General features: G+C 62.8%; 13 protein-coding genes. 1 reads left to right on the top strand and 12 read right to left on the bottom strand.

What is annotated here, in order from left to right:
* Positions 1-234: 234 nt before the first annotated feature.
* The 3 genes from BG57_RS33790 to BG57_RS15225 form a co-directional block, all read right to left on the bottom strand.
* Positions 235-1,260, bottom strand: a complete 1,026-nt coding sequence (locus tag BG57_RS33790; RefSeq protein WP_052005825.1) for a hypothetical protein — start codon at positions 1,258-1,260, stop codon at positions 235-237.
* Positions 1,261-2,318: 1,058 nt separating this feature from the next.
* Entirely contained in the window at positions 2,319-3,296 is a 978-nt protein-coding gene (locus BG57_RS15220; RefSeq protein ID WP_035965583.1) for a ParB/RepB/Spo0J family partition protein, read from the bottom strand.
* The gene (locus BG57_RS15225) at positions 3,293-4,504 is read right to left on the bottom strand and encodes an AAA family ATPase (protein WP_035965603.1); all 1,212 of its coding nucleotides are present in this window, start codon (positions 4,502-4,504) and stop codon (positions 3,293-3,295) included. Before BG57_RS15225 ends, BG57_RS15220 begins: the two co-directional genes overlap by 4 nt.
* A gap of 619 nt (positions 4,505-5,123) precedes the next feature.
* Here BG57_RS15225 and BG57_RS15230 point away from each other — a divergent pair.
* Positions 5,124-6,518, top strand: coding sequence for a replication initiation protein (locus tag BG57_RS15230; protein WP_035965612.1), 1,395 nt, complete (start codon positions 5,124-5,126; stop codon positions 6,516-6,518).
* Between the two features lie 36 nt (positions 6,519-6,554).
* On the opposite strand, the gene BG57_RS15235 is transcribed toward BG57_RS15230, so the two are convergent.
* From BG57_RS15235 to tssH, 9 genes are all read right to left on the bottom strand, one after another.
* Positions 6,555-7,856, bottom strand: coding sequence for a YbfB/YjiJ family MFS transporter (locus tag BG57_RS15235; RefSeq protein WP_371875865.1), 1,302 nt, complete (start codon positions 7,854-7,856; stop codon positions 6,555-6,557).
* An 893-nt stretch (positions 7,857-8,749) separates the two neighbouring features.
* Positions 8,750-12,802 (bottom strand): type VI secretion system membrane subunit TssM, encoded by a 4,053-nt coding sequence (gene tssM / locus BG57_RS15240; RefSeq protein WP_052005826.1) that lies wholly within the window; start codon positions 12,800-12,802, stop codon positions 8,750-8,752.
* Between the two features lie 26 nt (positions 12,803-12,828).
* Positions 12,829-14,136: a type VI secretion system protein TssL, long form gene (gene tssL / locus BG57_RS15245; protein WP_268238047.1), complete on the bottom strand. Its 1,308-nt coding sequence runs from the start codon at positions 14,134-14,136 to the stop codon at positions 12,829-12,831.
* A 74-nt stretch (positions 14,137-14,210) separates the two neighbouring features.
* Entirely contained in the window at positions 14,211-15,557 is a 1,347-nt protein-coding gene (gene tssK, locus BG57_RS15250; RefSeq protein ID WP_035965618.1) for a type VI secretion system baseplate subunit TssK, read from the bottom strand.
* 15 nt (positions 15,558-15,572) lie between these two features.
* Positions 15,573-16,097 carry a type VI secretion system lipoprotein TssJ gene (gene tssJ / locus BG57_RS15255; RefSeq protein WP_035965629.1) on the bottom strand — a complete coding sequence of 175 codons (525 nt, stop codon included), beginning with the start codon at positions 16,095-16,097 and terminating at the stop codon, positions 15,573-15,575.
* Positions 16,098-16,186: 89 nt separating this feature from the next.
* The gene (locus BG57_RS15260; RefSeq protein WP_035965639.1) at positions 16,187-16,669 is read right to left on the bottom strand and encodes an Hcp family type VI secretion system effector; all 483 of its coding nucleotides are present in this window, start codon (positions 16,667-16,669) and stop codon (positions 16,187-16,189) included.
* A 146-nt stretch (positions 16,670-16,815) separates the two neighbouring features.
* Positions 16,816-18,309, bottom strand: a complete 1,494-nt coding sequence (gene tssC, locus BG57_RS15265) for a type VI secretion system contractile sheath large subunit (RefSeq protein ID WP_035965650.1) — start codon at positions 18,307-18,309, stop codon at positions 16,816-16,818.
* 48 nt (positions 18,310-18,357) lie between these two features.
* Positions 18,358-18,909, bottom strand: a complete 552-nt coding sequence (gene tssB, locus BG57_RS15270; RefSeq protein ID WP_035965659.1) for a type VI secretion system contractile sheath small subunit — start codon at positions 18,907-18,909, stop codon at positions 18,358-18,360.
* 36 nt (positions 18,910-18,945) lie between these two features.
* Positions 18,946-20,948: type VI secretion system ATPase TssH (tssH, locus tag BG57_RS15275; RefSeq protein WP_035965668.1), on the bottom strand; the 2,003-nt coding region annotated here is incomplete at its 5' end.

The following is a 20,948-nucleotide window of genomic DNA, read 5'->3' on the forward strand; positions in this document are numbered from 1 at the left end:
GACATCTGTGTCATTCGATACAGCGGGACGCATCGCCGCAACGAAGTTCGCGAAAGACACCGCAATGCGGCCTGCGACGGGTGCGGAGACTATGGAATCGACTGTAAAGCGTGAAACAAGGCGAGATATGCTCGATATCTAACTGATTTGATTGTCGTTTTTTAATTCGCGGTTGCTTTTCCTGTGTTTCACGGCAACGTAATTGGCGCGGCGAGGCACCCATGATGGTCCAAGTCACTGGGAAGCGCCGCAGGCGTATCCTGCCGAGCTGGGTACTAAGTAGCGCCCACCGTTCGTAGGAGAAACAACCGCGCTAGGCCGGAGGTGGTTTCTGCCTGCGCCGGCACGCCTCCATAGCGGTCGTTGGGCCTGTCGTGGGTGCCTTGTTACCACTTGACTGTCCGCCGCTTCCGCTTCCGCTTCCGCTTCCGCTTCCGCTTCCGCTTCCGCTTCCGCTTCCGCTTCCGCTTCCGCTTCCGCTTCCGCTTCCGCTTCCGCTTCCGCTTCCGCTTCCGCTTCCGCTTCCGCTTCCGCTTCCGCTTCCGCTTCCGCTTCCGCTTCCGCTTCCGCTTCCGCTTCCGCTTCCGCTTCCGCTTCCGCTTCCGCTTCCGCTTCCGCTTCCGCTTCCGCTTCCGCTTCCGCTTCCGCTTCCGCTTCCGCTTCCGCTTCCGCTTCCGCTTCCGCTTCCGCTTCCGCTTCCGCTTCCGCTTCCGCTTCCGCTTCCGCTTCCGCTTCCGCTTCCGCTTCCGCTTCCGCTTCCGCTTCCGCTTCCGCTTCCGCTTCCGCTTCCGCTTCCGCTTCCGCTTCCGCTTCCGCTTCCGCTTCCGCTTCCGCTTCCGCTTCCGCTTCCGCTTCCGCTTCCGCTTCCGCTTCCGCTTCCGCTTCCGCTTCCGCTTCCGCTTCCGCTTCCGCTTCCGCTTCCGCTTCCGCTTCCGCTTCCGCTTCCGCTTCCGCTTCCGCTTCCGCTTCCGCTTCCGCTTCCGCCGACACGTCTGCCGTCTGCCGTCTGCCGTCTGCCGTCTGCCGTCTGCCGCTTGCCGCTTGCCGCTTGCCGCTTGCCGCTTGCCGCTTGCCGCTTGCCGCTTGCCGCTTGCCGCTTGCCGCTTGCCGCTTGCCGCTTGCCGCTTGCCGCTTGCCGCTTGCCGCTTGCCGCTTGCCGCTTGCCGCTTGCCGCTTGCCGCTTGCCGCTTGCCGCTTGCCGCTTGCCGCTTGCCGCTTGCCGCTTGCCGCTTGCCGCACGCCGCACGCCGCACGCCGCATTGCCTTCTCCTACTGTCTTTACCGGGTCCGTTAAACGTAGTTCGGTGGCTGCCTCCTGATACCAGCGCCGATGGTCTTCATGCGTGCATTAGGTGCGCGAGTAAGTGTGGTCGATAAGAGCACAGTCTGTGCGTCGCGTCGGAGTGCGGCGCCGTGCGGTAGTGACCGTGTTTCAGGAGGAAATTCAAGAAGCTGAGCGGCGGTTCGAGCAACGCTAGTAACGGTATGCAAATGGTATTCGCGCGTTGGGTTTAGTGAGGTAGTTGGACTGTGGGCTATGGTGCTGGACGGAGCGCCATGTGAGGCGGCCGTCAATTTGCATGTGGAATGACGCAGACGATCTCCCTGCGAAGCCGACGAGACGCTGATTTGAGTAGCGCGCTCGTCACTGCGGGTAACCGCGTTGCAGGTGCAACCCGGGCCGCCGATGCACTGGCACGGCGTTTCTGACAAATCCCTCGTCGCATAATCCGACTGTCCGAATTCGGACACGACGTTGGAGCGCGTGACGACGGCAGTGCTGTTTTGCGATGACTTCATCGCACGGCGCTACTCCGCGCCATACGTCGAGCCATCACGATTAACAGTCCAAGGTGCGGTCGCTTGGATCCCACGTCGGCACGCTGCTACGGGTGGCGGCGCTGAAGTGTCCGAATTCGGACAACGAGCCTCTGCATTGGGTGAGACGGGGTCACTGCGCATTGATCACCCTTCGCATCAGCAACTTCCAGTCGTCGAGCGTGTGAACGAAGGCGCTCCACTACCCAGCCTAATTTTCGGTGTCTGCCCTACCGGCGAGGCCACGTTACGGGTCAAGCGCGGCTCTTGCAACCAAAGACGCAACGGTCGAGCGGTTCACGTCGTCGGTGGTCTGACTGCGTGTGAATCGTCGGTACGCGCCAGCGTCTCCGCGCGAGAAACCTTGCCGACACGCGTTATCCTAGGTCTCCTGTCCGAATTCGGACACCTGGCGTGGCCACCGGTTTACCACCCGGCCCGGTTCCCGAACGCGCCCGCCGAACTCTGAACCAAAAAAACCCGCTTACGCGGGTCTAATTTCACTCTGACCGAATCGAGAACATCTTCCCAATGTGCTCTCGCAGTTGATTCTCCTGCTCCTCCGTGACGACCCCCGCCTTGAACTTAAAAGTGAGTCCCTTGACATCCTTGGTGATACTGCCAGCCTGGACCTTGCCGGCGAAAATCTTCAAAATGCTTCGACCGCCGGCGTCAGTCGCCGACTCGCCTCTAGTAACCTGTGCAACCAAGCTCGCTGCCAGCTTCGTCTGCACCAAGTCTCCAGACAGCACTTGCGGCCACAGTTCGTGAAGCGCTCGGAGTCCCGCTTCACCAGCCTTCTTGAGCGCGTTCGCAACATCCTGTGCCGACGACGCTCCAAGCACCGATGGCGTCAGATCCAGATCTCGCTTCACAAAATCCGGCAGTGCATCAAAGGCCAGGAAGCGATAGAGGTCGCTACGCGAGATCCCCATGGCTTCCGCAAGACGCGTTCGATTGGGAAATTCTGCCTCCGCCCGACGAATGGCAATCGCGATCTCATAATCTGACAGATCGTCTCGGGTGACATTCTCCATCAGAGCGAGCGCCGCCATATCCTGATCTGAGCACTCGATAACGACCGCCCGGATCGTCTCCCGATTGATAAGCTTGTGTGCGCGAAACCGGCGCTCGCCGGCAACCAACTGAAACGCCTCTCCGATACGACGAACGGTCACTGCCTGAAGCAATCCGACCTCGTCGATCGAACGGGCCAGTTCCGACAACTTGGCCTCGTTGAACTGACGTCGCGGCTGCCACGGATTCGGCGCGATAACGTCAAGCGGAATATCCGTCTCGACGCCTTTCGATTCCAGCTCTTGAATCCGCAACTGCGCCGCGGCCAAAGCGCTGGTAATACCCGGCATCGTCTGCGGACCACGGTTCGTGCGATCCTTCTTGTTCTCGCCCTTGAAGTCTGCAGGCTTGGGAAGGTTGGCCGTCTTGGCCATGAGTTGTTCTCGGATGTTGTTGCTCATGCCGCCTCCTTCCAGGATTTGACGAACATATCGTCGAGCCACTTGGCGTACTGCATCATCGGCTGTCGGACTCGCTGCAGGGACTTCGCGGTGGAATGTGTGCTGACGACATCGAGCGCCGTCGAGAACGAAAGGGCGCCGCCGCTCATCACCGAACTCGCGGGAATTTCAAAGGGGTCGAGCCATCGCCCGTACGCACTTTGAGCCCATTGACGAACAACCGGCGCCGAGGATGTCTTACCGTAGTCGACCTTCGACAACAGAATCGAGATGAAGTCGTAAACCTTGTCTTCTTCGTACGGCAGAAAATCTTCCGCGACATCGCTGAACAGACGCCAGAACGCCAGTGAACTGATGAAGTCGAGATTCTCGGGAATCATCGGCATGACCAGCGCGTCCGCGGCAAGCAGCGCATTCAAGTTCATATACGACAGCGACGGCGACGTATCGATCAAGATGTAATCGTACTGAGCACGCAACGGCTCAAGTCCCTGACGCAAGACCGCCCAAAACCGATAGCCCTGAATTGTTTTTTGGCGCGCCGGCAGAAGGAACTCGGCGCCATAGAGAAACGTATGACCGGGGATGATGTCGAGACCGTCCCAGTACGTCGACTGGACGCTGGCGCCGAGACCACCCTCGATATTCTGATCATATATATAGGGGAGCACGGTATCGTCCCCGGAGATCTCTTTCTCCGCATAGAGTCCGCACAACTCGGACGCAGACGCTTGCGGGTCTAGATCGATCAGCAGCACCTTACGGCCGAGCAACGTGAGCGCTTGTGCGAGGCAGACCGTCGTTGTAGTCTTCGCCGACCCGCCTTTCAGTTGCGCCGTGGTCAATACCTTGCCTTTGAAATCGCCGTGGCCATCGTCGAGGCGAGTCTGATAGATGTCCGAGGCCATTTTTACCCACATGCGAACCTCGGGCAGCGTGAACGTTCGACTGCGACCATTGCCGTTCAATGTTCCCGGGGGCAACCCTCCTTCCCCCTTTGTCACCAGATATTGAATTTGCTGCCGAGTGAGATTGCACATCTCGGCCAGTTCGCTGATCGTATAGAAGGGCGCAGTCTTGCGTGGCCGAGGCGCGAGGATTTGCTCCCGAAGATTGTCGGAAAAGGGTTCGAGGTTATCCGCGAATTCCGCGACCTCGCGAAGAGAGACCTTGCGGTCTTCCATAGGTAGGCTGCCTACGTTGGCCATTCTGCGCTTTCTCCATGTATTGACGCTGAAGCGCAGAATACACGAATACGTGTAAACGGGGTTACATAGCGTCGAAAAATGCCGCTTTTAGCCGCAGAAAGCGCAAATCAACCTTGGAAAATGTCTCGGGTTGCCACAAAACCGCCGTCGATACACGGCCGCTCTACGTCCCACGAAAAGGAAAGTCCGTCCAGCACAAAAACCACTCCGGGGCGGTTTTTGTGCGCAAGTCTCGTCCCGAGATCTTTCCCTTTAACATCAAGGACTTGCATAGCCGTTTCGAGCGCATGTCACGTAGACCCGTGGTTCTGTCGGTTTTGTTTTTTGTAAACTTCCACCAACCCACCAACCAACAACGCCGCACTTTTCCTTTCGAATCAACAAAAAGACCTGTGGACAGGGGTGCTTTTTGTGAACGCGAGGGCGGTTTTTGTGCGGGCTGGAGTGGAAGTTGGGTCGCACGGGTCGATTTTTGTGCGCAAAGGGGTGGTAATTGGGCCGAGGTCTTTTTGGCGGGACGGTTTTTGTGCGCGAATTCGAGCGCGATTCAGGGGCGGTTTTTGTGTTGACACACTTTTCTTGCCTGTTAGAGTGCCGGGGACCGCTGCCGAATCGAAGAATGGAAGATCAGGATTTCACCGTTACGCCTCAGCAACTTGCGCTGGACATCTACGAAGACATGTCCGGTCAAGGCACGGCCATCTCAGAGGCGACACGGGATATCGGGTTCCTCAGAAACAATATCTTCACGCGCGTCGGAGGGTTGGGCATCGCCGCGCGGCGCGTCCTGGATGCGGCCTACTTCATCGTGGCGACGAAAGCACCAGACGCGCTCATCGACGACAAGGTCTACACCTTCACCGCCGATGTGAACTACTTCAAGTGGCTCATGCGGTACGACAGCCGCAACCATAGCCACTTGATTGCGCAAATGCGGGCAGCAGCGCGGGCGCGCGTCGAAATCATGACCGCGCCGTCGATCGAGGAGCTCACCGAGAAAGATTCGTGGGGCACCATCAGCTTGCTTGGCGACTGCTATATCGAGCGCAACGTCGTCTGTGTGCTGCTTTCCGGCCGAGTCATCAAGTATCTGATCAGCCCGTACAAGGCGCACTGGCTCAGCTTGCGCGCGTCGACGGCCTTTTCGCTGTCGCTCGCACGCGCCATCTACGACCGCCTCATCCCGTGCCAGGGTCATGGCGTTACCGAGTGGTTCCCGTTCGACGAAGTTCTCGAATGGCCGGGCAAGGTGGGCGAATCGCGAAAGGAAGTGAAGGAGTTCAAGAAGCGCTTTCTGGAACCGGCCATCGACCAGCTGAACGAAGTGTCCGATTTCGATGTGAGCTGGGAGCCGAATGCCGATCGCGTCACGCGCGACAAGCTCAAGATTCGCTTCCGCTTCACCAAGAAGCAGGGCGCGGACGCGGCGCGTGCCGGCATCCAGGATTCGATGTACCTCCTCCTGCACAACGAATTCGCATTCGATACCCCCGACTTCGAGCGCCTTGCCAAACATCGCGACGTCTGGACGGACGAACGCCTTGAGCAGGCCATCGAATACACGCGGTTCAAACTCAACGAAGGCAAGGTGACCGTCAGTCCTCGCGGCTATCTGTTCAAGGCGCTGGAAGGCAACTACCGTATCGGCGAAGCGGACCGGAGAATGGCCGAGATCAAGGCAAAGCAAATCGAGGACGACAAGAAGCATCGTCGCGAGCGCGAGTCTGCCCAGGCGCAGCTGGAAGCGACCATTCAGGCGCAGAACGACTCCGCCCGGGCCAAGATGAGCGAGGAAATTCGCGCGGGCCGCGAGTTTTTTGAATCCGCCGACGCCCAGACGCGCAAGGACCTTTGCCACTCGTTCGTGAGTCAGCTGATTCCGCAGCGCCTCATCGAAAAGCAGGGGTTATCGCGCGAGTCGTTGAGTGCAGAAAATATTCTGACGGTCAACCGCGTTGTCGCCGATGCCTTCTGTTCCCACGTATTCGTCAAGATGAAGAAGGCGAGATCGTGAGTATGATTCGGATGCCGAAATAATGCGGCGTACGTCTCATTCTGTTGCACGCGATACATCTTTCAACGGCTTCTGGCATGCCGCAAGCGCCGCTCCCGCGGCGAGCACCAGCGCGGAATAGACGAGACCGCGCGTGAGTCCTGCGCTATCGGATATGCGTCCGATGACCGTTGGACCGACGATCTGCCCCGCCGCGAACACGATCGTGAACGCATTGATCCCGCTGCCCCACTGGCTAGCCGGCAGGTTATGCCGCACGAATGCGGTCGTCGACGCGACTGCCGAAAGGAACGTCGCGCCGAACAGCGCGCCGGATGCGAATGCCGCGAGCGGATGCGCAATCATGGCGGGAATGACTGTGGCCACGGCGAGCAGCGCGTTGAGCAGAGCGAGCGCCTGACCGCCGCGCATCCGGTCGAGCAGTCCCGACCAGATGCGCGCGGACACGATCGTCGCCACGCCGAGCAGCATGTAGAAGCCCGTGACGACGGCGTCCGACATGCCCGCGTTTCTCAGCAGCGCCACGATGAACGTCATATAGCCGATGTAACCGATCCCGAAGCACGCGTATCCCGCGAGCGCGAGGGCAAAGCGCCGTCGATGAATCGCGTCGTCCCGCATCGCGTCCGTCGCGCGTTCCGGTGCGACGCTCGGCTGCTCGCGTTCGATCCGTCGCGCAGCCGCGACGGCGATGAGCGAACTGGCCGCGCAAGCCGCCGCGAGGGCGAACCATGCATACCGCCAGCCGTGCGGGACGGGCGCAATCGTGATCGGCACGAGTATCGATGACATCACGATGCCCCAGCCCGTGCCGCCGTAGTACAGGCCGATGATGAGCCCCGCGCGACGCGGCGAGAGCGACGCAAGACGCGCAGCGAGCACGCCTCCGCTGACGAAGACGAGCGCGCTGGCTGCGCCGGTGACGACGCGGAGTATGAGAAGGGCATTCGTATCGGTGAAGGCGCCGCTGACGGCCATCAGCAGGGCCGTTGCGAAGCAGCCGGTGACGAACGACGTCTGCGACGCCCATCGCCGGGAGAGGCGGGCGAACGCGATGGCGCCGACGAGGTATCCGAACGCGTTTGCCGTGTTCATCGCGCCGGCTTGCGCGAAGTTCCAGGCGAGGTCCAGCTTCATCGACGGCAAGAGAAGGGCGTACGAGAAGCGCGCGAAGCCGAGCGCGATGGCGCTGCCAAGCGAGAGCGCTATGGCGACGGCGGGCGCGTGGCGGGCGATGGTTGCTTCGGCGTTGAATGAGGTATCGACAGGGGCGGCGCGGCTCACTTGCGCGGAAGCGTCGTCGGCGAGAGCTTCCCTGCAGTCGTCACGTTGTTTCACGCGTGGTGGTCCTTTGAGGCTTGCTGGTCGCTTATCGGCGGTCGGCGGGGGCGACCGGGGGCTTGCCAGGGTATGGTAACGCGGGGCAAGGGATGGGTTGCATGCCTTTAGCCTTCCGCCAATGACGATGCCTTGAAAAGCCTTTCGAGCGCGTGCGTTGTTGTACGTGGCGCCGTTGCCCCAGATCACTTAAGACGACCACCGCAGCGATAAGCGACTGCATCGATGCCGCATCTGTGTGTGCGCAAAGCGCACGCGGGATGAAGGACTGCACGACTGCTCGAGAAGCGTCGGCGCTGAGCGCAGACCGTTTCGGGGGCTTGCCGGGGGATGGTGACGAGCGGGAAGGCATGGGCTGCATGTCCGTAGCCTTCCGCGAATCACGATGCACGGAAGCTTCTTTCCAGCGCGTGCGTCTCAAGACGTTGTGCAGCAGCGCCATATCACCCGCGACTACCGCAGCGATAAGGGCTGCCTTGTTCCCGCATCTGTGTGGGGAAAGCGCCCGCAGGACGATAGTCGGCACGCCAGCTCAAGAAGCGTCGCCTTCGATTGCAGACAGTGCGTGGCGCGCCGTCGAGCGATGGACGCATCTGCTCGGTCGCACGTCAATTAGATTAGCGCGCACGCGCGATAGCGCTGGGAGAGTGCCCTCCGTTCGCCCGCACAAGCTCAAGTACGGGTCAGTGAAGGAAGGCAGGCCGCGTACGACCGGGCTATCGCTCGCAGAAGCCCGTTGCAGAGCGTTCTCAACGCGTGACAGCAGAAACCCGGGAGCGGTGAAGAAGAGAGGCCGGCCCGCTCGACCTGCACCGAAGCAGCCGTCGAGCTTGCGGTATGTGTCGACCGCCCGCCGTATCAGCGAGCGGTACGTCCGCCGTTGAATCGACACGTCAATGACCATCCGACGCAGCCGCCGGCGGTTCCGCCGCCGCGACCTTTGCCACAGGCGCGGGTGTCGGCGACGGCAAGGCCGGAAGTCCCGGTGGCGGGCCGCTGTCCGGCAGATTGAAAATCGGCATCGAACTCGGGCAACGGAAGGTGGTGAGCAGGTCGCTCGTCAATGGATTCGCGACGCTGCCCGCGCTTGCGATATCCAGCACCGCCTTGCGCCCTTCGAAGCTGAATACGACTCGCGTGCGGCCCGGCGTCGCCGTCTGCACGATGTCCCCGTGCCGCAAGAGGCGCATCAGCGCCCACGGCCCATCGGTCGCGATCGTCGACGTTTCGGCGCGAATTCGCGGACTCGCTGTCAGTTCTGCGCGCACGCCGCCGCGCGGCCCCGGCCAACTGATGCGCATCGGCGCCACCGGACCGTGCTGATACAGGCTGTTCTGCCCGTCGATGTCGATGGACAGGCCAAGGATCGTCGGATCGAGCTCGGCTACGCGCAGATCGGCCTTCCAGGCAAGCTGCTTCTGGCCCTGGTCGCTGAAGAATACATCGCGGATTTCGCGCGCATGCTGGAACGGCTCGAGATCGGGACCACGCACGGGCTCCGTCGAACCGGCGAGCGTTTTGTATCGCCACGGCCGCGCGGACGTATCGACGAAAGGCAGCACGTTCTTCATGAAGAAGTCGTCGAGCACCCCGCCCTGGGCGAAGACGCGTGTGAAGTCTTCGACGCTCACATCGCGCTTGCTGTCAGGCGCGAACGGATAGTTTCCTTCGACGGTCAGGCGGCACGCATCGGTGACGACAGCCTGCATCTGCCGCGACAGCAACTGGCCGATGCCCTGATTGACCTCGCGCGAGCCCTGCGCCGAAAGCCCGAGGAGGACTTCGCGAAAGGGCGCGGGCATCGTGTTGGCAGCCATCTTGAGCTTGGATGCCGCGTCGCTGGTCGGCGGCAGGCTGTTGTTCGCGACAGCGTTGTCCGCAACCGTGAGCGCGGTGTAGTAATCGTTGAGCAGGCTCGCGACGCCATCGAGGCCGGTCGCGCCGGCCTTGCCGCTGGGCGCGGTCTTCGCGCTCGACTGGGTGTCAGCGGTTCCCGTCACCATTTCGCGCAGGGCGGCAAAATGGCTATCGACGAGTTCGCGCTCCACACGCTCTTCCGCGCGAATGCCGAGCGTCTTCTCGGCTTTGTCGGCCACCGTGTCGCCTGCCTTCTGCATGAGAGAAGGGCTGTCGACGGTGATGTTCTGCGTCAGCGTCGTCTCGTGGACGGCGGCGTTGGCGAGACGCGAGAGGGGCGAGTCAGGCGCCGCGAACCGGCGCAGCACCTGAAGATCGAACGCGAGGCTCGTGCCGCTCACCGTGCGGATGTCGCCGAGAAACGCATCCCATTGCGCCGCGTACTCAGTCAGATAAAGCCGACGGATCGCTTCGGTGAGCGGATCGTCGGCTCCGGTGATCGCACTCGCAATCTCAGCCGTTTTTTTTTGAGCGTCGCCGAGGTAGGAGCGGCCCATCACCCAGGCGTCGTCGTCGCGGGCGGCGTCGACGAACTCGCGCAGCCGCTTGTCGAACAGGTTCCGATAGCCATCGAACGTGAAGAGGCCCGCCACGCCGCGCGAAAGCGGCGCGCCGCTTGCACGCGTGAACACCGTGCCGGCTTGCGGACCGACCGCGCGAAGCAGCGTGAACTCATCAGGCGCCTCCTTCTGCATGTCGGCCTTGGCGCGGTCGTACAGGCGTTGCGTGGCGTTGCTCGAATCGAGAAAAGCGCGCGCACGCTGGATCAACGCGTCGTTGCGAATCAGCGGCGACTGCACCACGCGCTCGCCCGAAAAGAGCTGCTCGACGTGACCGATCATCGATGCACGGCCGCCGAAGATCGCGGCGCTATCCGTTTTGGCCCAGTCATCGAGCACCCACGACTTCACGTCGCCCGCGTTGAATTTCGCGCGATCGTAAAGCATCAGATACACGCGCAATGCGTCGTAGGTCGACTTCGAGTCTTGGCCGTCGATCGACTTCAAGATGACGTCTTCGAGGCGATGAACGACCTGCGGCAGCAGCAGATTGTCTTCGAGCGACTGATACGTGAAGCGGCCCGCATCGACGATCCCGGGAGCCGTGTACAGGCCATACCGGAAACCGGTGTCCGGCTCCGCGAGGTTGAGACCCGTCCAAGTCGGCAGATACAGTGCTTCGCTCAGCGTATCGGGCACGGCCTCCGGCTTCGGGTCCTTGTACAGCGCCGTCACGCGGGCCGCGAGCGACTGCGTCTTGCGGGCGATGGCCGCGAGGTAATTGCTGTTGTTCTCGAAGCTGATGTGGACGCCGAATGCCAGCCACACGAACAGCATGATGGCAAGCGCGTGGCCGAGCAGCCGCAGCATCCGGAAGCGATATTCCCAGCGCAGATTCGGCCGGACCAGATTGGCCTCCGGCACGACCACCTTGCCGAACAGGTCCTGCAGGAAGTACCCGTGTGCGCTTTGCCCGGCGGCTTCGCCGGTGGCGACCGGATGGCCGAGCCCGGTCCCCAGGCGCTGCACGACGGTCAGCGGCTCGGCCACGACGCGCTGCCCCGTCTGCGCGGCGCTCGTGAAGTACACGCCGCGCAGCGTTGCCTGAAGCTGGGTGTCGTCGTAACGCGAATCGACGAACATCTGCGACAGGAATTCGACGAGCGGCACGCTCAGCGCACTGAACGCCTCCGGCAACACGGATAGCCGGCGCCTGCGGTCCATGTCGTATTCGTCTTCCAGACGCGTGTTCACGCCGTTGGCGAGCCGCGACGCAAGCTGCTTCAGTTCGCCATTGCAGCGCAACGCGAGATCGATGCTCGATGCGCCTTCCGTCAGCGGCAGCGTGAAGCCCCACATCTGCGCGCGATGCTCCTCTGTCAGCGAACTAAAGTAGTCAGCGAAGCCGGGGAGGTGATCGGTCTGCGTCACGACCAGATAGACCGGGAAGCGGATACCCAAAACCGTGCGCAAGTCCTCCAGCCGCGCGCGCAAGGCGGCCGCTTCCGACGCGCGCACAGCCGCATCCGCGGACGCGATGACATCGAGACTGACCGTCACCAGCGCGCCATTGAGCGGCGCACGCGGACGATGGCGGCGAAGCAGACCGAGAAAGCCGCGCCATTCGTCTTCATCGACGATGAGACGCCAGTTCGGATCTTCCTGCTCGTTGCCGGGCTTGAGCGTTGCGTCGGTCGCGGTCGTGGTCGTGGTCGTGGACGCGTCCGTTTTCGCTTTTTCCGGCGCGGCGGCCTTCGCTTTCGGCACGGCGGTCGACGATGTGCCGTGCCGCGTGTAATGCCCGGCCGTATCGATCAGCACGGCGTCGTTGGTCAGCCACCAGTCGACATAGTCCGTGGCGACCGAGCCGCCGGTGAAGCGCTGCGCTGGGCTGCCGACCGGAAACTCCAGCCCGGCGTTCAGCAGCGCACTCGTCTTGCCCGACCCTCTCGAGCCGATCGCGATGAACCAGGGCAGCTCATAGAGATAGCGCGTGCCCTGAAACAGGCGGGCGAATCCGCTTGCGCCGGTGCGCATCGACTTCAGGCGGGATAGTGCGTTGTTAAGGCGCGACTCGACGACCTTCAGCCGTTCCTCTGCGGGCGGGTTGTCCTTCTTCTTGCCCCACGAGAGCGCCCTTTTGAGGAACCGCTCGTCGTCGCGCATCCTGAAGTAGACCCACACGAGCCAGTAAGCCGCATAGCACACGAGCACGATGGTGATCGCAATGATCCGCGGCGATTCGGCCGCGAACGGCTGTGCCTCGCCGAACGTGAGCAGGGGCGCGGCGTACCAGATGAGCAGGCAGAGCAGGGCGACGAACGGTGGGCTCGTCGGCAATTCCTTCAGCCACAGCAACACGCCGACGACCAGCAACGTGATGATGAAGACGCGCGTGCCGATGCCGGCGAGCGGCTTGAGCCCGCCGAACGCGAGATACGGTCCGAGGAACCAGATCGCCAACCCGACGACGACGAGCGCAACAAACCCGAGGAACCAGCGGGACCTCAGAAACGACAGCATTTTCATTGTTCTTTCCGAATGGCATGAGACGGCTAGGGCGTGACCGTGATCGCGACGCGGCGATTCAGCGCGCGGCCCTGCGGGGTGGTGTTATCGCCTATCGGGTCGGCGTCGCCCTTACCGATTGCCTCCAGACGCGAAGCCGGCACGCCCGCGCTCTGCAGCGTCTGCATGACCTGCGTGGCGCGTTCGAGCGAAAGCGCGTCGTTGGAGGCGAACTGCCTGCTCTTGATCGGGATGTTGTCCGTGTAACCCGCGACGACGACCTTGCCCGGCACCTTCATCAGCTCGTTGGCGATCTTCGTGAGCAGCGGCGACGTCGTTGCTTTGACGGCCACGCCGCCCGGTGCGAACATCGCATCGCCCTTGAACGTGACCGAACTATGGCGCGCGTCCTCGTCGACGCTCACTGTGCCCGCCGCAATCTCGTTAGCGAGCAGTTCCTTCAGATGCGGCAAACGCGGTGCCGCCGGCGGCGTCATGCGGCCGATGTCGACGATCTGCTTTTCGAGCGAGGCGCTCTGGTCGAGCAGGTGATACTTGAACCAGCCGAACAGGCCGAGCAGGATCACGCCGAGCACCGCGAAGCTGATCCACACCGGGAAGTCATAGACCGACATGCGGCGGCCCTTGGCATCGGAGGCCACATGGGCGGAAAGCGCCATCGGCACGGCGCCGCGTTGCGCCTGGATTTCGTTGAAGAGACGCTTGCGCACGGCGTCGTGCTTGCGCGCGCCGTCGGCTTCGTGCCGATAGCGGCCCATGAAGCCAAGGCTCAACACGCGATACATCACTTCGAGAAGATCGATGTGTTCCTGCGGCTCGGTCATGAGCCGGCCAATCAGCAGATAGATCTTGTCGCCGCCGTGACGATCCTCGTGGAACTCGGTGGCGAGGCCCGTCGCGATCCAGCGCACGCCGGTCTCGCGCTTGCCCCAAGGCGTCTGCATCGCGGCGTCGTCGAGCGCGGTGCAGAGGCAATAGCGCGCGCCGATCATGTGGTCGCGCCGGATGTTGGCCTGCTCGCACAGGCGCTGAAAAATGCGCACTTCCTGCTTCAGCAGCAAGTGCAACTGATCGATGCCTTGCAGATCGAGGTCATTCGGCATGTCCGCGAGCGCGCGCAGCAGCACGCGGGCGGCTTCGAGCAATGGATTTTGCGCGTCTTCGACTGCGCGCAGCCGCGTTGCCGGCGGCTCGCCGGGTGGGATGCTGGCGAGCTGGGTGACTGTCTGCTCGAGCAGTGCAGCGGCGTTGCCAGCGTCGTGCGCGCCGGACGAATACGCGTCGCGTGCCGGCAGCCCTGTTCCGTGGCTAGAGTATCCCGCTTGCGGATTCACTGTGTTCCCCTGATGACATGATGGCCGGGCGCGGCCTTCGCGGCGCGCGCCCGGTTACTGCGAAAGACGGTGGCTTAGCCGCGCACGCCCCACAGTTCGAGCTTGAGTTGCGGGAAATCGCCCGCCACGTGCAGCGCGATGCCGCCGTGCTGCGCGATCGTGTCCCACAGCGGGCCGGTGCGCGACAACTCGAAATAGACATAGCCCGCATTGAACGGGATCTGACGCGGCGGCACCGGCAAGCCCTGCAGCACGAGGCCCGGAAGATGCGCGCGCACGAGATCGGGCAGGCGCTCGGACGGACCGACCTTCGCCTGCGTGCCGAACTGTGCGAGCAGCGTGTCGGGCGGCATCGCGGCCGAGACGGCGAGCACCATCGAACTGAAGCTGCGGATCTCCGCCGGGTCGACCACCGCGTTGCGCATGCCGTAGCCCGCATCTTCGAAGGCGATCGCCTGCGCGCTGCGCACCAGCACCGCGTTGAGCAGCCAGTGCGTGTCGTCGACGACGGGCCTCAGGCACGTGTGCGGCTCGATGTGCTGATAAGGCGGATGACTCTCCAGCGGCCGGCGCGTGCTGGTCCGCACATAGGTCGACAGCTCGCCCGCCATGCTGATGAGCAGCGCGTAGAGATCGGCGGGCGAGGTCGTCGGCACGCGGCGGATGTGCTGCAGCAGCGGCTCGTAACGGTTCAGCGTTTGCAGCAGCAGATAGTCCGATACTTCGGCGACCGAGCCGGCCTTGCCATCGCTGCCCGTCAGGCGGCTCGCGAGCGCGTTCGCACGCAGGCGCGTGAGCTCGTGAATCTTGTTGAGCCAGCTTTCGAGCAACGAGCTCGCGCCATAACCCGACACGGGCGGGACGAGCGTGTCGTCGAGTTCGATGCTGCCGTCGGCGCGAATCGATTTGACTCGGGTGAGCGGCAGGCCGATCCACGCATCCGTCATTTCCTTTTCGGGCACGAGCCGCAGGCGCAGATTCGAAAGCTGCACCGCGCGTGCGCCCTGGCCGACCGAGTTGGTATCGCGCAGATCGCTGTCGAACACGGCATAGCGCGCGAGCGAATCGGCGGAATCGTCGAACGTCGTTTCTTCGCCGTTAGGCACGCGGATGGGCGTCGCCAGATGAATGACCTGCTCGAGATGCTCGGAGCGGATCGTCAGCGGCGGCGGCGGCGGAGTGCTGCCCGGCGCGTCGAACGGCGTGCCGTCGGCGAACACGCCGCTTGCCGACTTGATGATGACCTTGCCGAGCGCGAGCGCTTCGTTATCGATCGCGAAGTGGTTGAAGCCGAAAAAGAACGGCGACAGCGGCGCTGCCCGCTTGTGCGCGAACTGCTCCAGATAGCGTTCCTGTTGTTGGAACAGCTGCGGGCGAAGGAACAAGCCTTCGCTCCAGGTGACCTTGTTGTACCAGCTCATAGGTTGAATCCTTTCCTATTTTTTCTTGGGTTCGGCTAGTTCGTCGACGATCCTGATGGCGTTCGCATCGAGGTTGATCGTCAGCTTGAGTTTGGGCGAGAACATGCGATACCACGCCGCCGACGGCGCCGCGGGCATCGGCCAGGTCGCCCGCCAGACGGAATTCGGCAGGTCGCGATAGGCCGCGATGACGCCGAGCGTCGTGGTCGCCTGCTGCGCGTCGCGCTTGATCGTTTTGCTCTCGCCGGGACGCATCTGGAACTGGTCGCGAACGACGAGGTCGTCGGCGAGCGCGGTCTTGTCCTTGTCCTGCAGAGAGAAGAAATCGGCTTCGTTGAAGGCGCTCGCGTCCTTCAGTTCGTACACCCGAACGATGATCGGCGCGGCGCGTTTCTGGTCGTCCGGGTTGACGCCCGACGCGGCGCTGAGCGTCAGCGTCATCTTGACGGGTTCGTGGGCGGGATTGGGATCGCTGCTCGCGCACGCAGTGATTCCCAGTGTGCAGACGAGTGCAACGAGAACGGAAATGAACGGGCGCATCGGAGAAGAAACAGGCAAGGATTCAGGCATCGAAAAGGCCCGGCGCACGAAAAAGTGCGCCGGGCCTCCCAGGCTACGTCAGGAGGCTTTTACGCTTCCTTGTTCAGCTTGATGTCGTAGCCAGCGGTCACGGCGCCGCCGCTGCCGCCCTGGGCGTTCTGCACGACGTACTCTTGCTTCACCTTCGCGAACGACAGGCGCACGCCTTCGGTGATGCCGTTGTCGGCGTTGCTGCCCGACGGCGAAACGCGCGTGACGATCACGTCGTTCATCGTGATCTTCAGGTACTCGAGCGGGTTGCCGCCGGCCTTGCGAACCGTCAGCACGGCCTGATCGATGTGCTTGCCCGTCAGGCAGTACTTCATCAGGTTCGGGCTGGCGCGATCGACCAGATGCACGAAGCTCAGGTCTTCGACGGTCGCCTTGCCGGCGCCGCCGCCCGAACCCATGTGCATGTTCGATTGCTGGGAGATTTCCCAATTCCAGCTCTTCACTTCGATCTCGCTCTTATGTGCGGAATCCTGCGATTCGCCATCGATGCCGTTGATCTTGATAAAGATGTCCTGTGCCATCTTGATACTCCTTGTTATTGAAACGTACTACTGCTATCTACGGGCTTGAGGGTCCGTATTCCTTTGATACTGCTGCGAGTACCGATCGCCGGCGGCTGCCGGCGGATGTCGGAGCTATTCGGACACAGCCGTTGCGTTGCCGCGCCTTATGCTGCTTCCTTGACGGACGGCAGGCGGGCGACGAGACGCAGCGACACGGTCAGGCCTTCGAGCTGGAAGTGCGGACGCAGAAAGAACTTCGCCTGGTAGTAGCCGGGATTGCCTTCGACGTCCTCGACGACGACTTCAGCGGCAGCCAGCGGGCGGCGCGCCTTGGTCTCTTGCGACGAGTTCGCCGGGTCGGCATCGACGTAATTCATGATCCATTCGTTGAGCCAGCGCTGCATGTCTTCGCGCTCGCGGAACGTGCCGATCTTGTCGCGCACGATGCACTTGAGGTAATGCGCGAAGCGCGAGCACGCGAACAGATATGGCAGACGCGCCGACAGGTTCGCGTTGGCGGTTGCGTCCGGATCGTAGTACTCGGCCGGCTTTTGCAGCGACTGCGCGCCGATGAAGGTCGCGTGGTCCGTGTTCTTGCGATGCACGAGCGGAATGAAGCCGTTCTTCGACAGCTCCGCTTCACGGCGATCCGAGATGGCGATCTCCGTCGGGCACTTCATGTCCACGCCGCCGTCATCCGTCGGGAACGTGTGGCAGGGCAGGTTCTCGACCGTGCCGCCCGACTCGACGCCGCGGATCAGCGAGCACCAGCCGTACAGCTTGAACGAGCGGTTGATGTTCACGCCCATCGCATACGCGGCGTTCGCCCATGCGTAGTTGCGATGGTCGGGGCCGTTCGTCTCTTCTTCGAAATCGAACTCATCGACAGGATTGGTCTGCGCGCCATACGGCAGGCGCGAGAGGAAGCGTGGCATCGCGAGGCCGACGTAGCGGGCGTCGTCCGTATTGCGGAACGAATTCCACGGCGCGTATTCCAGATTCTGCGTGAAGATCTTCGTGAGATCGCGCGGATTGGCGAGCTCTTGCCACGATTCCATCTGCAACACCGAAGGCGAAGCGCCCGAGATGAACGGCGTGTGCGAGGCAGCGGCGATCTTCGCGATGGAGCCGAGCAGGTCGACATCGGGCGGCGTGTGGTCGAAGTAGTAGTCCGCGACCAGGCAGCCATACGGCTCGCCGCCGAGCTGGCCGTACTCTTCTTCGTAGATCTGCTTGAAGAGCGGGCTTTGGTCCCATGCGAGACCCTTGTAGCGCTTCATCGTGCGGCGCAGTTCTTCCTTCGACGCATCCATGAAGCGGATCTTCATGCGCTCGTCCGTCTCGGTGTTCGAGACGAGGTGATGCAGGCCGCGCCATGCCGATTCGAGCTTCTGGAAGTCGGTGTGATGCAGGATCAGGTTGATCTGCTGGGATAGCTTGTGATCGATCTGCGCGATGATCGCTTCGATGCTCTTGTAGGCGTCGTCGCTGATGGTCAGCGATTGCTGCAACGCCTGTTCCGCCAGCGTCTGAACCGCATATTCAACCGCTTCGCGTGCCTCGTCGGTCTTCGGGCGGAATTCCTGTGTGAGCAGTTGCGAGAAGTCGCTTTGCGTCTCTGTCGCCGCTGCGGCGGCTTGTGCCATCTGTTTTGCCATCGTGAACCTTATAGGGGCTGTTTACTCACTATCGCTCGGTCGCGCGTCTTACTGAGCGGACTGCTCTGCTTCGGATTTGCTCGCGCCGGCATCCGCCTGCGGCTTCGGCGACGCAGCCAGCGACTTCAGCAGTCCGGGGTCGGCGAGCAGCTTGTTGATGAGCGACTCGGCGCCCGACTTGCCGTCCATGTAGGTCTGCAGGTTGGCAAGCTGGGTGCGGGCGTCGAGCAGGCGGCGCAGCGGCTCGACCTTGGTCGCGACCTTGGCCGGCGAGAAGTCTTCGATGCTCTCGAAGGTCATGTCGACCAGCAACTGGCCTTCGCCCGTCAGCGTGTTCGCGACCGAGAACGCGACGCGCGGCTTGATTGCCTTCATGCGCTCGTCGAAGTTGTCGATGTCGATGTCGAGGAAGCGGCGATCCGCGACCGGCGGAAGCGGCTCGACCGGCTTGCCCGACAGATCGGCGAGCACGCCCATCACGAAGGGCAGTTCGACCTTCTTTTCCGAGCCGTAAATCTCGACGTCGTATTCGATCTGCACACGGGGTGCACGATTTCGCGCGATGAACTTCTGTGAGCTGTTTGAGTTTGATGCGGACATGCACGACTCCGTAACGTTGGGGAAGATCGGCAAAACTCAGTGAGCTTGGCCGACAGGGAGCGGGGCAGCGGGCGCGGCGGCTTCGAACACGATCGCCGACGCAGGCGCGGCAGTCTTGTCCGCGATGTCGATGCGAATGCTCGAAATCGCCTGGGCAGACGAGAACGCATCGAGCCAGAGCGCGGAAAGCGGCGGCAGCACGTGTTGCTCGATGAAGCCGATGAGCACGCGCGCACCGGTTTCCTGCACGAGGCAATGCGAGACGATGTAATCGACGACGCTATCGCTGTACGCGAGTGCAATCTCGTGACCGTCGGCCATGCGGCGCACGACGTGGTCGAGATGCAGCCGCACGATGCTTGCGAGCGAGTCCTGAGCGAGCGGACGGTAGGGCACGAGCGAGACCCGGCCGAGGAACGCGGCGGGGAACACCTTCAGCAGTTCGGGCATGAGCGCGGTGCAGAGGCCACTGTGGTCCGGCGCGAGCGTCGCGTCGGCGCACAGGCTCGTCACCAGTTCCGAACCGGCGTTGCTGGTGAGAAGGATCGTCGTATTGCGGAAGTCGATGAAGCGGCCGTCGCCGTCTTCCATGTAGCCCTTGTCGAAGACCTGGAAGAACATCTCGTGGACATCGTGGTGCGCCTTCTCGATTTCATCGAGCAGCACCACTGAATACGGGCGACGACGCACGGCTTCGGTCAGTACGCCGCCCTCGCCATAGCCGACGTATCCCGGCGGCGCGCCTTTCAGACCGGACACCGTGTGCGCTTCCTGATATTCGCTCATGTTGATCGTGATCAGGTTCTGCTCGCCGCCATACAGCGCCTCGGCGAGCGCGAGCGCGGTTTCGGTCTTGCCGACACCCGACGGACCCGCGAGCAGAAAGACGCCGAGCGGCTTCTTGGGATTGGTGAGGCCAGCCCGCGCCGTTTGCACGCGCTGGCAGATGGCGTGCAGCGCATCGCCCTGGCCGATCACTCGGGCCGCAAGCGTCTGCGGAAGCGTGCGGACTGCGGCGACTTCATCCTTCACCATGCGGCCGACAGGAATGCCCGTCCAGTCGGACACGATCTCCGCGACGATGCCTTCATCCACCTCGGGAAACACGAGCGGCGACTCGCCTTGCAGGTCGTGCAGCGTCTTCTCCAGCGCGCGCAACGCTTCGACCGAAGGCGCGGGCTGTCCCGCCGCCTGGCCATCGCGGGCGCGCACGGCGTCGCGTGCACAGGCGAGCGACTGTGCGGCGGCGAGCTGGTTCTTCCACCGCGCCTCGATAAACGATTCCTCCGCGCTCAGCGCGCCGATGCGGGCTTGCGCCGCTGTCAGCGCACGATCGGCGTCGATGCCGATGCTTGCTTCCTGCTCCAGCAGTTCCAGTTCGACGCGCGCCGCCTGCACGCGCTGACGAACCTCCTGAAGCTCACGCGGCGCCGTGTGCTGCGACAGCGCGACGCGCGCGCAGGCGGTGTCGAGCAGGCTGATCGCCTTGTCGGGCAATTGCCGCGAAGGAATGTAGCGATGCGACAACAGCACTGCTGCGCGGATCGCTTCGTCGCGCACGAGCACGCCGTGATGGCGCGAGAACGCCGCTGCGAGCCCACGCACCATGTCGATGGCCGCGCCTTCGGCGGGTTCCGGAACCTGCAGCACCTGAAAGCGGCGGGTGAGTGCCGGGTCCTTCTCGATGTGCCGCTTGTATTCGGCCCATGTCGTGGCGCCGATCATGCGCACCGCGCCGCGAGCCAGTGCGGGCTTCAGCAGATTGGCTGCGTCTCCGGTGCCGGCCTGGCCGCCCGCGCCGACGAGCGTATGGATTTCATCGACGAACAAAATGATGGGCGCGGGCGACTTCAGCGCGGCTTCGAGCACGCTCTTCAGACGCGCCTCGAACTCGCCCTTCATGCTTGCGCCGGCAAGGAGCGCGCCGACATCGAGCGTCATCAGGCGCACTTCGGCGAGCGTCGGCGGGACGTCCCGGTTGGCGATGGCGAGCGCGAGCCCTTCGACGACCGCCGTCTTGCCGACGCCCGCTTCGCCCG

Source organism: Caballeronia grimmiae (assembly GCF_000698555.1).
GTDB classification, from domain to species: domain Bacteria; phylum Pseudomonadota; class Gammaproteobacteria; order Burkholderiales; family Burkholderiaceae; genus Caballeronia; species Caballeronia grimmiae.

Bases quoted from the DNA above. Each gene is read 5' to 3' on its own strand.
- BG57_RS15230 (WP_035965612.1), top strand. From the start codon at position 5,124: ATGGAAGATCAGGATTTCACCGTTACGCCTCAGCAACTTGCGCTGGAC.
- BG57_RS15225 (WP_035965603.1), bottom strand. From the start codon at position 4,504: ATGGCCAACGTAGGCAGCCTACCTATGGAAGACCGCAAGGTCTCTCTT.
- tssB (WP_035965659.1), bottom strand. From the start codon at position 18,909: ATGTCCGCATCAAACTCAAACAGCTCACAGAAGTTCATCGCGCGAAAT.
- tssC (WP_035965650.1), bottom strand. From the start codon at position 18,309: ATGGCAAAACAGATGGCACAAGCCGCCGCAGCGGCGACAGAGACGCAA.
- BG57_RS15220 (WP_035965583.1), bottom strand. From the start codon at position 3,296: ATGAGCAACAACATCCGAGAACAACTCATGGCCAAGACGGCCAACCTT.
- BG57_RS15260 (WP_035965639.1), bottom strand. From the start codon at position 16,669: ATGGCACAGGACATCTTTATCAAGATCAACGGCATCGATGGCGAATCG.
- tssJ (WP_035965629.1), bottom strand. From the start codon at position 16,097: ATGCGCCCGTTCATTTCCGTTCTCGTTGCACTCGTCTGCACACTGGGA.
- BG57_RS33790 (WP_052005825.1), bottom strand. From the start codon at position 1,260: ATGCGGCGTGCGGCGTGCGGCGTGCGGCAAGCGGCAAGCGGCAAGCGG.
- tssM (WP_052005826.1), bottom strand. From the start codon at position 12,802: ATGAAAATGCTGTCGTTTCTGAGGTCCCGCTGGTTCCTCGGGTTTGTT.
- tssK (WP_035965618.1), bottom strand. From the start codon at position 15,557: ATGAGCTGGTACAACAAGGTCACCTGGAGCGAAGGCTTGTTCCTTCGC.